The 13298-nt window shown below is 64.3% G+C and carries 10 protein-coding genes; 3 read left to right on the top strand and 7 right to left on the bottom strand.

Annotated features, from left to right (window positions below; all coding sequences use genetic code 11):
- Window positions 1-25 precede the first annotated feature (25 nt).
- On the top strand, window positions 26-436 hold the full coding sequence (gene uraH / locus AC3XQU_RS12025) for a hydroxyisourate hydrolase (RefSeq protein WP_489874401.1): 411 nt from the start codon (window positions 26-28) through the stop codon (window positions 434-436).
- Here uraH and ccsB read toward each other — a convergent pair whose 3' ends face one another.
- From ccsB to AC3XQU_RS12040, 3 genes are all read right to left on the bottom strand, one after another.
- Window positions 437-1603, bottom strand: coding sequence for a c-type cytochrome biogenesis protein CcsB (ccsB, locus tag AC3XQU_RS12030; RefSeq protein ID WP_489874402.1), 1167 nt, complete (start codon window positions 1601-1603; stop codon window positions 437-439).
- Between the two features lie 24 nt (window positions 1604-1627).
- Complete coding sequence (locus tag AC3XQU_RS12035; RefSeq protein ID WP_489874403.1) at window positions 1628-3718, bottom strand: cytochrome c biogenesis protein ResB; 2091 nt, start codon at window positions 3716-3718, stop codon at window positions 1628-1630.
- A 180-nt stretch (window positions 3719-3898) separates the two neighbouring features.
- Window positions 3899-4561 (bottom strand): c-type cytochrome, encoded by a 663-nt coding sequence (locus tag AC3XQU_RS12040; RefSeq protein WP_489874404.1) that lies wholly within the window; start codon window positions 4559-4561, stop codon window positions 3899-3901.
- A gap of 170 nt (window positions 4562-4731) precedes the next feature.
- Here AC3XQU_RS12040 and yihA point away from each other — a divergent pair, with 170 nt between their 5' ends.
- Entirely contained in the window at window positions 4732-5490 is a 759-nt protein-coding gene (gene yihA, locus AC3XQU_RS12045; protein WP_489874405.1) for a ribosome biogenesis GTP-binding protein YihA/YsxC, read from the top strand.
- 17 nt (window positions 5491-5507) lie between these two features.
- Window positions 5508-6521: a porphobilinogen synthase gene (gene hemB / locus AC3XQU_RS12050; RefSeq protein WP_489874406.1), complete on the top strand. Its 1014-nt coding sequence runs from the start codon at window positions 5508-5510 to the stop codon at window positions 6519-6521.
- Window positions 6522-6569: 48 nt separating this feature from the next.
- On the opposite strand, the gene AC3XQU_RS12055 is transcribed toward hemB, so the two are convergent.
- From AC3XQU_RS12055 to AC3XQU_RS12070, 4 genes are all read right to left on the bottom strand, one after another.
- Window positions 6570-7511, bottom strand: a complete 942-nt coding sequence (locus AC3XQU_RS12055; protein ID WP_489874407.1) for a hypothetical protein — start codon at window positions 7509-7511, stop codon at window positions 6570-6572.
- 171 nt (window positions 7512-7682) lie between these two features.
- Window positions 7683-8588, bottom strand: coding sequence for a hypothetical protein (locus AC3XQU_RS12060; RefSeq protein WP_489874408.1), 906 nt, complete (start codon window positions 8586-8588; stop codon window positions 7683-7685).
- 215 nt (window positions 8589-8803) lie between these two features.
- Window positions 8804-11944 carry an efflux RND transporter permease subunit gene (locus AC3XQU_RS12065; RefSeq protein ID WP_489874409.1) on the bottom strand — a complete coding sequence of 1047 codons (3141 nt, stop codon included), beginning with the start codon at window positions 11942-11944 and terminating at the stop codon, window positions 8804-8806.
- Complete coding sequence (locus AC3XQU_RS12070) at window positions 11941-13143, bottom strand: efflux RND transporter periplasmic adaptor subunit (protein ID WP_489874410.1); 1203 nt, start codon at window positions 13141-13143, stop codon at window positions 11941-11943. Before AC3XQU_RS12070 ends, AC3XQU_RS12065 begins: the two co-directional genes overlap by 4 nt.
- Between the last annotated feature and the right edge of the window lie 155 nt (window positions 13144-13298).

Here is a 13298-nt window from a genome sequence, read left to right on the forward strand (position 1 = left end):
TGTTATTCACCAAAGGAGTCACACCATGAAGACCATCGCAGCACTTGCCTTGACCGCCCTGCTGGGCGCCTCCACTTTTGCCGGCGCCGCGGACAAGAACCCGTTGAGCGTGCACGTCCTGGATTTGCAGAGCGGCCAGCCGACCGCCGGCATCGGGGTGACGCTGGAGCAGCGCCAGGGCGCCCAATGGCGCGAACTGGCCGCCGGGGTCACCGATGCCCAGGGCCGCATCGCCGCGCTCTACCCGGAAGGCAAGCCGATGCCGGCTGCCGAATACCGGATCGTGTTCAAGACCGGCGAGCACTATGCCAAACTGGGCCAGGCCACCTTCTTCCCGCGCATCCCGGTGGAATTCACGGTCGACGCCAAGGCCCGGCACACCCACATTCCGCTGCTGCTCAGTCCCTTCGGCTACTCCAGCTACCGCGGCAACTGATCAGAGTTCGCCGTAGGAGTGCAGGCCCGACAGGAACATGTTCACGCCCAGGAAGGCGAAGGTGGTCACGAGCAGGCCGACCACCGACCACCAGGCTGCCACGCGGCCGCGCAGGCCGCTCATCAGGCGCATGTGCAGCCAGGCCGCGTAGTTGAGCCAGACGATCAGGGCCCAGGTTTCCTTCGGATCCCACGACCAGTAGCCGCCCCAGGCTTCGGCCGCCCACAGCGCGCCCAGGATGGTGGCGACGGTGAAGAAGGCGAAGCCGACCGAGATCGACTTGTACATCACGTCGTCCAGCACCTCGAGTGCGGGCAGGCGGTCGGCCAGGATGCCGTGGGATTTCAACAGGTAGGCGGTGCCGACCATGGCGGCCAGCGCGAAGGTGCCGTAGCCGATGAAATTGGCCGGCACGTGGATCTTCATCCACCAGCTTTGCAGCGCCGGCACCAGCGGCTGGATCTGCGCGGCGTCGCGCGACACGGTGTACCACAGCAAGAAGCCTACGGCCGCAGCGATGATCAGCAGCACGAAGGCGCCCAGCTGGCGGGTGGCGTAGCGCTGTTCGTAGTACAGGTAGAACAGCGCGGTGATGATCGAGAACAGGATGAACACTTCGTACAGGTTCGAGACCGGGATGTGGCCGACGTCGGCGCCCATCAGGTAGGACTCGTACCAGCGCACCATCATGCCGACGGAGCCCAGCACCACGGCGGCCCAGCACAGCTTGCTGCCGATGGCGCCGCCGAACTCCGAGCGGCCGATCAGGCCTATCCAGTAGAACACGGTCGAGAACACGAACAGCGCGCTCATCCACAGGATCGCGGATTGGCTCGACAGCATGTATTTCAGGAAGAACTTGGTGTTGGCCGCGTCGATCGACCCGCCATACATCGAGATCGACCACAGCGACAGCAGCGCCACCAGCGGCATCAACCAGCGCATCGGCTTCCAGTGCCAGCCCAGCAGCGCGAAGGTCGGTGCGGTGAGCAGCAGGATGGCCTGCTCGTAGCCGTCCATGAAGTGGCCGTAGCGGTTCAGCGCGAACAGCGCAGCAGCCATCAGGCCGGCGCCGTACAGCCAGTCGATGGCGTTCAGGCGCCGGAAGAAACCGGCTTCCCGGACATAGGTCTTCGGCTGGCTCGCCTGCGTTTGGGACAATTCCATCGTTCTCTCCAGATGCCGCGGGCCTTAGGCCGTTTGCGGCAGTTTTTCTTTCAGGTCAACAAATTCTTGCTCGAAATCGAGCGTCTTGCGCTGGGTGCTCATGGCCATCAGCGCGTGCGCGCCTTCTGCGCTGTCGCGCACCCATACCCACAGGCGCCGCTCACGAATATAGAACATTGCGAACACGCCCGCTACCAGCAAGATGCAACCAAAATACACGATCGGCTTGCCCGGCGAGCGGGTCAGCTGCAGCACCGAAGCCTTGACCTCGACGAATTCGTCCAGCTGCAGGTAGACCGGCGCCCCGTAGAACACGCTGTCGGACAGTGCGTTGATGGCCAGTTGCAGGTAGCGGCCATGCGCCTCGGTCGGTTCGACCGGCGGCTGGCCGGCGCGCTCCTGGGCCACCTGCCACAGCTCCCACAGGGTGCCGTTGAGCATCTTCATGAAGATATTGGCGGCATTCTCCTGCTCGGCAGCCGGGATTTTTTCCAGGAACTGCGACACGCCGGCAAAACCGCCGCGGCCATCGGCGCCGGAGAAGATCGCCAGCGTGCGGGCGGCGGATTCTTCCAGCTGCTGGCCCAGGCCCTGGCCGCGCTGCTCCGGCGGCAGCGCGCGTTCGGCATAGCGCTTGGCGGCGGCGGCGCGCAGGCTGGGGTCGGCCAGCGCCGCGCGCAGCCGCATCCAGGTGCGCACGCTGTACTGGTCGTCCGCCGGGATGCGCAGGTAGCTGAAAGGCTCGGACGGGCTGGCGCGCACGCCGGCCAGGTAGACCTGGGCCCCGTCGATCGTCAGCGGCTGCATGTAGTTCATGAATTCGCGCGCCTGGCCGGTCTTGTCGCGCAGCTTGTATTGCACGCTCGGGCCGACGTTCTTCAAATCCTTGTTGTCCGCGTTCTTCGCGGCCGAGCCGGAAGCCTTGCCCAGCGTGGCCGTCAGCTGCTCGTTGAACGTGGTGTTCTTCGCCACCGCGCGCGCATCCTGGCCGGCGGCGATGTTCTCGACGTTGAAGGGGCGGAAGCCCGACCATTCCACCGAATAGGTCTCGCCGTTTTGCTTGAGCTCGGTGCTTGACCCCACCGCGCCGGCGATCTGGAAGGCATCCGATGTCGTGCCCGTCATCGGGAAACCGGTCAGGGTGAGCTTGCTGCCGCCATCGTCGAAGCTCGACTGGTAGACGGCGATGCCCTTGTAGATCAGCGGGTGGTTGACCTTGATCGTGGCCGGGAAGGTCTTGCCGGTTTCGTGGTCGTGCACCACGACTTCGCTGGCGAACAGCTTGGGCATGCCGGTCGAGTAGAAATCGACGACGAATTTCTTCAACTGGATGGTGAAGGGCAGCTCCTGCACCAGCACGCCGGAAGCCTGGGGCAGCAGCGCGCTGTTGCTGGCCTGCCCTTCGGCGATCAGGGTATTGCCGCGGAAGGTGGGATTGGCTGTGCTCAGGCGGTGCTGAGCAGGAATGTCGGCGATCACACCGGTGCCGCTGAAGGGTGTCTTGCCGAAAAACCATTGCTGGAACTTGACCGGCAATTCCGAGTCCAGCATGCCGCCCAGCAGGATCACGATGATCGCCGAGTGCGCGAAGATGTAGCCGAACTTGTTGCCGGCGCCCTTTTTCGCCGCCACCAGGATGCCGCCCTCTTTCGGCACCAGCTTGACGGCGTAGCCTGCGTGGCGCAGGCGTTCGGCGCTCTGGGCGGCCAGCGCGGCGCTGGCCAGGGGCGCGGTCCATTCCATCTTGTGGTGGAAATTGCGCAGCGATTCTTCGCGCACGTTCTCGCGCCAGCTGCGCATGTCGCGCATCATCTTGGGGCCGTTGCGCACCACGCACAGGCCGGTCGAGAGGATCAGGGTGACCAGGATCAGCAGGAACCACCAGCTCGAATACACGCTGTACAGGCCAAGCTTGTCGAAGACCTCGAACCAGAAAGGGCCGAGCTGGTTGACGTAGTTCGGCATCGGCTCGTTCTGCTTGAGCACGGTGCCGATGATGGAGGCGATCGAGACGATCGTGAGCAGGCTGATGGCGAAGCGCATCGACGACACCAGCTCGACCGCTTCGGCCAGCCAGCGGCGGCGGGTGTTCAGTTCAATTCCGGTGGTACTCATGATTTGCTTCTTCTACAGCGCTCGTAACCACCAGAGCATACACGTAGGGTGGGCAGGGTGATAGAGGCCAGTGGCCTGTATCACGCCCACGCGGTGATAGTTACATGGAGATACTTCGCGACAATGCTGGCGGGAGTTGAACACGTGGGCAAGGAACTTGCCCACCCTACGGTATCAAGTTTACTTCAGGCCGGCGATATAGTCCGATACCGCCTTCATCTCTTCCGGCGACATGCGCTGTGCCAGCGTGGTCATCTGCACGCTGTTCTTGCGCGTACCGGTCTTGAAGGCTTCGAGCTGCCCGTAGGTGTAGTCCTGGTGCTGGCCCGACAGGCGCGGGTACTGGGCCGGGATGCCGCCCGCGTTGGCGCCGTGGCAGCTGGCGCAGGCGGCGACGCCCTTCTCCGCAATGCCGCCGCGGTAGATCTTGCGACCCAGTTCCACGGTGTCCTTGTTTTTGGCGGCGCCCGGCTTGGCCTTCTGCACGGCGAGGTAGGCGGCGATGTGGCGCTTTTCTTCGTCGGTCAGCATCTTGGCATAGGTCGTCATGACCGGCTGCTGGCGCTGCGGCGTGGTGAAGTCCACCAGCTGCTTGTAGGTATAGGCTTCGATCTGGTTCGACAGCTTCGGGTTGGCGACGATCGTCGAGTTGCCGGCGGCGCCGTGGCAAGACATGCAGGCCGGCAGGCCGCGCGCGGCATCGCCCGAATCATAGAGGGTACCGCCCTTGGCCGGATCGGCCTTGTTGGCGACGCGGGGCACATCGGCCGCGGAAGCGCTGCCGCACACGGCCAGGGATGCAACCAACAAGGACTTCACAAGCGAAAACGTCAAACGATTCATTCAAGCACCCTGAAAAAGTCAAAAGCAGATTTTGGAATTTACAGTCAAACAGTGCAGCAGTCTTGCCGATACCCCCCGGCGGAGCAGGGATTAACCCCTTATTGTACAATAGCTTTGTTTCCTCATCGCCATTCAGTTGTCACTTAAACCTTTCCCCACGCTTAATTCGCATGTCCAAACTATGGCAAGCCCGGTTCTTCACGACCGTTAATCAGCTGCGCGATCTGCCCGACACCCAGGTGCCGGAGATTGCCTTCGCCGGGCGCTCGAATGCGGGCAAATCCACGGCGATCAATATTCTCACCAATCAAAAGGGCCTGGCCTTTGCGTCCAAGACGCCGGGCCGCACCCAGCACATCAATTATTTCTCGATCGGCGGCGCCCACGTGGGCCAGCACCGCAAGGACCCGACCATCGTCGACGAGATCCGCGCCCTGCTGGTCGACCTGCCCGGCTATGGCTATGCGGAAGTATCCGGCACGGCCAAGCTGCACTGGCAGAAGCTGCTGGGCGACTACGTCCAACGCCGCGAGCAATTGGCCGCGCTGGTGCTGATCATGGACTCGCGCCGTCCGTTCACCGATCTCGACACGCAAATGCTCGAATGGTTCGCCCCGACCGGCAAGCCGATCCACTGCATCCTGACCAAGGCCGACAAGCTCAACCAGAACGAAAAAGCGAACATCCTGCGCCAGTCGCGCCAGATCCTCGAGAGCTATGTCGATGAAGAAGGCCAGGGCTTCCCGTTCACGGTGCAGCTGTTCTCGGCCCTCAAGCGCATCGGCATCGAAGAAGCCGACGCCAAGATCCAGGAACTGATCGGGCTCGACCGCGAGGAGGAATTCGCCGAGGATGGCGAAGGCGAGGAACAAGCCCAGGACGACGGCGCCCCACGCACGGACGACGATTCGGATTCGGAACAAGTTTAGCCACCACGAACACGACCATGACCATCATCACCCCCGCCACCTACCCTGCAGCCCGCATGCGCCGCATGCGCCGCGACCCGTTCTCGCGCGCCCTGATGCGCGAAAACGTCGTGACCGCCTCGGACCTGATCTATCCGGTCTTCATCCTCGAAGGCGCGAACCAGCGCCAGCAGGTGGCGTCGATGCCGGGCGTGGAGCGGGTCTCGGTCGACCTGCTGCTGAAGATGGCCGAGGAATGCGTGGCGCTGGGCATCCCGGTGATGGCCCTGTTCCCGGTGGTGGATGCGTCGCTCAAGACCTATGACGGCATCGAGGCGACCAACCCGGACGGCCTGGTGCCGCGCGCGGTGCGCGAACTCAAGCGCCGCTTCCCGGAACTGGGCCTGATGACCGACGTGGCGCTGGACCCGTACACGACCCACGGCCAGGACGGCCTGCCGGACGAAAACGGCTATATCGTCAACGAGAAGACGATCGAGATGCTGATCAAGCAGTCGCTGGCCCAGGCCGAAGCCGGTGTGGACATGGTGGCGCCCTCGGACATGATGGACGGCCGCATCGGCGCCATCCGCGGCGCGCTGGAAGCGAATGGCCACATCCACACCCGCATCATGGCCTATTCGGCCAAGTATGCCTCGAGCTTCTACGGCCCCTTCCGCGATGCCGTCGGTTCGGCCGCCAACCTGGGCAAGGCCGACAAGAACACCTACCAGATGGACCCGGCCAACAGCGACGAAGCCCTGCGCGAAGTAGCGCTGGACATCGCCGAGGGCGCCGACATGGTGATGGTCAAACCCGGCATGCCCTACCTGGACGTGGTGCGCCGCGTGAAGGACGAGTTCAAGGTGCCGACCTTTGCCTACCAGGTCAGCGGCGAGTACGCGATGATCAAGGCGGCGGCGCAAAACGGCTGGCTCGACCACGACAAGGTCATGATGGAAGCCATGATGGCCTTCAAGCGCGCGGGAGCCGATGGGGTGCTGACCTATTTCGCGCTGGAGATCGCGCGGCTACTGAAGGCGCGCGCCTGATACCTCGCGCCGGCGCATTCCCGCGCCGGCCAGATTTCAAACCTCCTCTTAGCGGGAGGCAGCTTCTCCTTCCGCGACTGCCGGCGTCGGCCCCCAGTTACGATAGGCGTCCTTGAAGTGCTGCGGGGTCAGCTGGATGAGCTGCAGCAGCGACAGCACCGCAATGATCAGGCCATATCGGGTCACGCGCTGCGACAGCCGGTGCTGCTGTTGCTGCTGGCGCGCTTCCATTTTTTGTTCTTCCGCCAGACGTTCTTTATCGCGCTCGGCCTGATCCTTATCCATCTGGTTGCGCAGCAATACGGCGACCTGGGACAGCTGCTCAGTCAGTTCCCGGTTGAGATGGTCGAGACGGAAATGCCCGGAAATGCGCTCCCATGCGGCGGACAGTTCATGCCGACTCAGCTGCACAGGCAAGGAAAAATAATCGCCCGCGTTGAATTTCAGGATACGTTCGTACAAAGCCAGCGTACGCTCGTTGTCGCTCGCACGCAGGTGCTCGGTCAGCTCCCTGATACACTTGCTCATGACCTGTGAATAGGCATTGGCAAGCGCGAGGCAGATGACGATGCGCAGAAACTGATCGTGGTCGTTCGAAAAATAGGCACAGGCGTCCCGGTCCATCAACAAGGAACGATTGCTTGTCAACGGCATCAGCTGGGCGGGCGACAAGGTGTTCGAATTGCGGATGAACTGCGACGCAGCAGGCACCATGGCAGCATCATTTCCCGAATTGCCCTTGTTGTCGAACCAGGCTGCCCGGCTCGAGCAAAACGATGGCGGTGCCTGCGCCGTGCGAAGCGATACCCCCATCGATACCGGAAACCCGGAGTCCTTGAAAAACTCGAGCGACCATTCGTCGCCAGCCGCATTGGTCCGGAAGTCGGCGAAATTCCTGATCGAGCTGATAAAAAAACTGATGTCCTGTCCGTTGATCAGCAGCTTGCGATCGACGCTGGGACTGGGTGAGTGATGAAGATAGACAAACATGGGATATCCAGAACGTTATAGGCCAGCGCTCGGTCCGACGGCCAGGAACAGCCGCTGGCAGAGGATCTTCGCTGGTGCTTCAGCCAATCAAACGGGCGGAAGCAGTATATCGACTGGATTTGCCAAAAAACTTTCAGATAATCACACCGGGATACGCCACCAGGCGGGATGCTAGCGCCACTGCTGCGGCGGCTTATATTCCGGGAACATTTCCTTGAACAGGAAGGTCATCAGCTGGTCCGTATCCTGCGGCCGTGCGCTGAGCTTGACGATGCGTCCCAGCCGGTGCGAATCCCATTCGAAGTCGCCGGTCTTTTCCTTGCGGATCAGTTCGATCATCTTCTTGACCACGGCCACCTCGATGTCCGGCTCGCTGCCCTGCTCCACCGTCACTTGCGTCAGCCAGCGCCGCTTGAAATTGGGGTTCCAGCCGCGGAACTTCAGGTCCATGCTGTGGAAGGTCTTGTTCGTGACCGAGAACACGCCGCCGCTCTCATTGCGGTCTTCGCGGCCGCGGCCGTTGATGGCGGCGATATTGGCCAGCGCGTTGCGGGTGCCGCGTGCGGCTTCGCTTTCCTCGGCCGGCTGGTCGCTGCCGGTCGGAGCGCCGCGCTGGCGGCGGCGCGCTTCCATGAAGGCCTGCATGTCCACCGGCTGCTCGGCGTCGAACTTCGGTTGCGGCTTGGGCTGCTCGACGGGTTCCTCGGGCGGGGTGGTGATGGTGTCGGGCAGGCGGGCGATCTCGATGCGCTCCTGGCGCGGCTTGGGGGCCGGCTTGAGCTTCGGCACGATCTTCGGCGCCTGCTCGCGCGGCGCCGGCTTGGCCGGCTGCTTCAAGGGAGCGACATAGACGACCTCGCCCTCGTTGCCGGACGCCGGCTTGGCCTGCTTCTCGTCCTGTTCGGGCTGGAACAGCCACACCGCCACCAGCAGCAGGTGCAGCAGGATCGCCGCCGCCAGCGCCGGACGGTTCGGACCCTGGCGGCCGTACGTGAGCACGGTGCGCCCGGGCAGCGTCTGGCCGCAGTGGGCGCACACGTCGCTGTGCTCGTCGTAGATGTGGGAATGGTCACGCAAGGTCGAACGGTTTCCTGGGACGGCGTCTGTTTCGAGACAAAATGAGGGCAACACAAGAGCCGCAGTCTAACCGTTTTGCGGCAGTGGCGCATCTGTTGCACCCTCGGCGCCTGTACAGCTTACCCGGCGCAGGGATGGACGGATGTTACAAGATGTTTCAATAAGGCCCGAACCGGCAGGGGAAACCGCCCTGCCGGTCGTGTTTAAGTTTCGCCTCAGTGTGCCGGCTTGTGCGCAGGGCCGTGGGCCGGGTCCGGCACCGCGTCGTGCGCCGCTTCCAGCTTGGTCAGTTGCTTGTCCGTCATCGGGCCGGTACCGCTGTACTTGTCGAGGTACAAGTAGATCACCGGAGTGATGTACAGGGTGATGACCTGCGAGAAGATCAGGCCACCCACCACCGCCAGGCCGAGCGGCTGGCGCAGCTCGGCGCCGGCGCCGATGCCCAGCGCAATCGGCAGCGCGCCCATCATGGCCGCGAGCGTGGTCATCAGGATCGGGCGGAAGCGCAGGATGCAGGCCTCGCGGATCGCATCCTGCGGGCTCATGCCCCCGTTGCGCTGGGCGTCGAGGGCGAAGTCGATCATCATGATCGCGTTCTTCTTCACGATACCGATCAGCATCAGGATGCCGATCATGGCGATCAGGGTCAGGTCCATGTCGAAGATCCACAGCGTCAGCAGCGCGCCCACCGCCGCAGACGGCAGGCCGGCCAGGATGGTCAGCGGGTGGATGTAGCTCTCGTAGAGCACGCCCAGCAGCACGTAGATCACGCCGATGGCGGCGATGATCAGGATCAGCTGGCTCGACTGGGTGTCCTTGAACACCGCGGCGTCGCCGCCGTAGTTGGTGATGACTGAGGCCGGCAGCTTCATGTCGCGCCCCATCTGCTCGATGGCGGCGGTGGCGTCGCCCAGCGGCACGTCCGGAGCGAGGTTGAACGAGAGCGTGATCGCCTGCAGCTGGCCCTGGTGGTTCACTGCCAGCGGGCCGACCGTGCGCTTGACGGTGGCAAAGCTCGACAGCTTGACCAGCTCGCCGGTCTTGCTGCGCACCGAGACCCGCGACAGCGCTTCGTCGTAGTAGCGGTCGACCTCGGCCGCTTCCAGGATCACGTAGTAGCTGGCCGCGGTCGAGTAGATGGTCGAGACCTGGCGCTCGCCGAACAAGGCGTACAGCACCGTGCGGATATCGGCCATTTCCACGCCCAGCAGCGCGGCCTTGTCGCGGTCGATGTCGATGGTGGCCTGCAGCGCCTTGTTCTGCGAGTCGCTGGTGACGTCGCGGAAACGCTGGTCGGCGCGCATGCGCTCGAGGAACTGCTCGGACCAGCCGCCGATCTCGCCGCCCGACACGCTCTGCAGCGTGTACTGGTAGCGGCTCTTGGACTGGCGCCCGCCCAGCTGCAGGTTCTGCACCGGCGACAGGAAGACCTGCGCGCCGGCGACCTGGCGCGTGGCCTTGCGCATCGCATCGACCACTTCCGGCATCGGCGGACGCTCGCTGCGCGGTTTCAGCACCAGGAACATGCGGCCGTTGTTGCCGCCGCCCGTGAACGAGGTCACGTCCTTGACGTGCGGGTTGGCGCGCACGATGTCCACCACCTGCGCCTGGATCTTCTGCAGCGCCAGCGAAGAGGTGTCTTCCGAGGCTTCGACGGTCACGCGGATCTGACCGATGTCTTCTTCAGGGAAGAAGCCTTTCGGCATGGTGACGTAGAGCACGGCGGTCAGCACGAAGGTGCCCAGCGCCAGCATCAGCACCAGGAAACGGTGGCGCAGCGCCATGTCGAGGGTGCGGCCGTAGCCGTCGCGGACATTGGTGAACATGGCCTCGAAGCGGCGGCCGACCCAGGACATGTCCTTCGGGTCGACATGGCCGCCGTGCTTGATCAGGCGCGAGCACAGCATCGGCACCAGGGTCAGCGAGACCACGGCCGAGACCAGCACGGCCAGGCCGACGATCACCGCGAATTCGCGGAACAGCAGGCCGATCACGCCCGGCATGAAGAAGATCGGGATGAACACGGCCACCAGCGAGATCGAGATCGAAATGATGGTAAAGCCCATCTCGCGCGAGCCGACCAGCGCCGCCTGCATCGGCTTCTTGCCCATTTCCATGTGGCGCACGATGTTTTCCAGCACCACGATGGCGTCGTCCACCACCAGGCCCACGGCCAGCGTGATGCCGAGCAGCGAGATGTTATCCAAACTGTAGCCCAGGGCGTACAGCAGCGAGAGCGCACCCAGCAGCGAAATCGGCACGGTGACGGCCGGGATGAAGGTGGCGGTCAGGCGGTGCAGGAACAGGAAGATCACCAGGATCACCAGCACCACGGTGCCGGCCAGCGTGAGATTGACGTCGTGGATCGCTTCGCGGATCGAATCGGAACGGTCGTTGACCAGATGGATCTTGATCGACTGCGGCAGCTGCTCTTCGAAACGCGGCATCAGCGCGCGCACCGAGTCGACCACCTGCACGGTATTGGCATTGGGCTGGCGCTGGACCATCAGCACGATCGAGCGCTCGCCATTCAGGCTGCCCATGGCCTTGACCGACTGGTAGCTGTCCTCGACCTGGGCGATGTCGCGCAGGCGCACCGGCAGGCCGTCGCGGGTGGCGACGATCAGGCCGGCGAAGTCGGCGGCGCGCATCAGCTGGCCGCCGCCCTGGATGGTCAGGCTCTGGCTGGGTCCGTCCAGGATGCCCAGCGGGGTGATCGAATTGGCCGAGCGCAGCGCGGTGGCCAGTTCGGACATCGAGATGTCGCGCGCGCTCATCAGGTCGTGCCGGGCGCGCACCCGCACCGCGAAGCGCTTGCCGCCGTTGACCGTCACCTGGGCGATGCCCGGCAAGGTCGAGATCGCTGGCGAGACCAGGTTTTCCGCGTAGTCGTTCAGCTCGGACAGGTCCATCGACGGCGAGGTCATGTGCATGAACAGCACCGGCGCGTCGGCCGGGTTGATCTTGCGGTAGGACGGCAGGTCGGTCATCTCCTGCGGCAGCTGGCGCTGGGCCTGCAGCAGTGCGGCCTGGACGTCGACGGCGGCCTGGTTGACGTCGATCGATTCGTCGAACTCGAGCGTCAGCGAGGTATTGCCCTGGGTGCTCGTCGAGCTGATCAGCTTGATGCCGGCGATCGTCGCGAACTGCTTTTCCAGCGGCAGCGCGACCGACGAGGCCATGTTCTCGGGGCTGGCGCCGGCGAGGTTGGCGTTGACGTTGATGACCGGCGTGTTATAGCTCGGCAGCGCGGCGACCGGGATGTGCATGTAGGCCAGCACGCCGACCAGGATCATGGCCAGCGACATCAGCACCACCATCACCGGACGGCGGATACACAGTTCGGACAGGTTCATGCCTTGTCACCCTTCGTTGTGGCGGCGGTGGCCGGTGCGCCGGCGGCCGGACCAGCGCCGGGCCTGGCGCCGGCGGGCGCGCCGGCCTGGCGGACCTTGCCGCCCGGACGCAGGTTCTGCTTGCCTTCCGTGATGACCTTCTCGGTGCCGGCCAGGCCGGTCACGGCAGCATACTCGCCAAAACCGTGCAGGCGCGCCACCTTGACCTGGCGCGCTTCGTTGCCCTCGCCCACCACGTAGACGAAGGTGCCGGAGGTGCCCGTGATGATGGCGTTCTGCGGGATCACCACGGCGTCGCGGATGGTCTGGACGGTGACGCGGGTGGTGACGTACTGGCCCGGCCACAGGTTCTGCTGGGCGTTCGGGAACTGGGCCTTGACGCGGATGGTGCCGGCAGCCGGATCCACCGCGTTGTCCACGAACCTGAGCTCGCCGATGACGGGCCTGGCGTCGCCCCCGGTGCTGGCCTGCACGTCGACCTTGCCGGCGCGCTGCGCGGCCAGCACCGAACCGAGCGCCGATTCCGGCAGGTTGAACGAGACGTCGATCGGGTCGAGCTGGGTGACGGTAGTGAGCGAGGTGGTCGGCTGCACCAGCGCGCCCGGATGGACGTCGATCGCGCCGACCCGGCCCGACATCGGCGCGCGGATGGTGGTGTAGCTGGCGCTGACCTGGCTGGCGCGCACGGCTGCGGCATTGCTCTGCATGGCGGCACGTGCGGACTCGACCTGGCTCTTGAGCGTATCGACGGCGCTCTTGGCGATGAAGTTCTGGGCGGCCAGGTCCTGGCTGCGCTTGTACTGGCGCTCGAGGTCGGCCAGGGTCGCGCGGTTCTGCGCCACCTGCGCCTCGGCGCGCGCCACGTTGGCGCGGTCGGCGCGGTCGTCCAGCGAGAACATCACCTGCCCTTCCTTGACGAACTGGCCTTCGCGGATATGCACCTGGCGGATGGTGGCGGTGGTCTGCGGATGCAGGTCGACCGTGCGCACCGGCGTGACGGTGCCGTTGGCGGAAAGCTCGACGCCGACGTCCTGGCGCTGCGGCGCCACCACGTTGACGGTGGTCGGCGGCTGGCCGCCCTTGCCGCCCGGTCCCTTGCCGCCTTCGGCCTGGGCGCCGTCGTCCTTGTTCATGATCCAGGCGCCGGCAACAGCCAGGGCCACGACGGTCGCGGTGATGCCGATATTTTTCTTGTTCATGTTCGTCCCTTGCCGCCAGTGCCTGCGGCTTCTTTGATGTGTGGTCCGGTGCGCGGATGCAGCGCGCTTGCAAGGCGGCGCTGCATTCTCGCATACCCATATGTCAGGCTTGTTTAAGCGCCATGGCTTTGCAAGTCTTTACAACCAGCTTTCCC

It is taken from the genome of Telluria sp. AZSoR62 (genome assembly GCF_058111565.1).

What these genes read in the sequence shown, in the direction of transcription:
- uraH (WP_489874401.1), top strand. Translation starts at nt 26, where the DNA reads ATGAAGACCATCGCAGCACTTGCCTTGACCGCCCTGCTGGGCGCCTCC.
- ccsB (WP_489874402.1), bottom strand. Translation starts at nt 1,603, where the DNA reads ATGGAATTGTCCCAAACGCAGGCGAGCCAGCCGAAGACCTATGTCCGG.
- AC3XQU_RS12035 (WP_489874403.1), bottom strand. Translation starts at nt 3,718, where the DNA reads ATGAGTACCACCGGAATTGAACTGAACACCCGCCGCCGCTGGCTGGCC.
- AC3XQU_RS12040 (WP_489874404.1), bottom strand. Translation starts at nt 4,561, where the DNA reads ATGAATCGTTTGACGTTTTCGCTTGTGAAGTCCTTGTTGGTTGCATCC.
- yihA (WP_489874405.1), top strand. Translation starts at nt 4,732, where the DNA reads ATGTCCAAACTATGGCAAGCCCGGTTCTTCACGACCGTTAATCAGCTG.
- hemB (WP_489874406.1), top strand. Translation starts at nt 5,508, where the DNA reads ATGACCATCATCACCCCCGCCACCTACCCTGCAGCCCGCATGCGCCGC.
- AC3XQU_RS12055 (WP_489874407.1), bottom strand. Translation starts at nt 7,511, where the DNA reads ATGTTTGTCTATCTTCATCACTCACCCAGTCCCAGCGTCGATCGCAAG.
- AC3XQU_RS12065 (WP_489874409.1), bottom strand. Translation starts at nt 11,944, where the DNA reads ATGAACCTGTCCGAACTGTGTATCCGCCGTCCGGTGATGGTGGTGCTG.
- AC3XQU_RS12070 (WP_489874410.1), bottom strand. Translation starts at nt 13,143, where the DNA reads ATGAACAAGAAAAATATCGGCATCACCGCGACCGTCGTGGCCCTGGCT.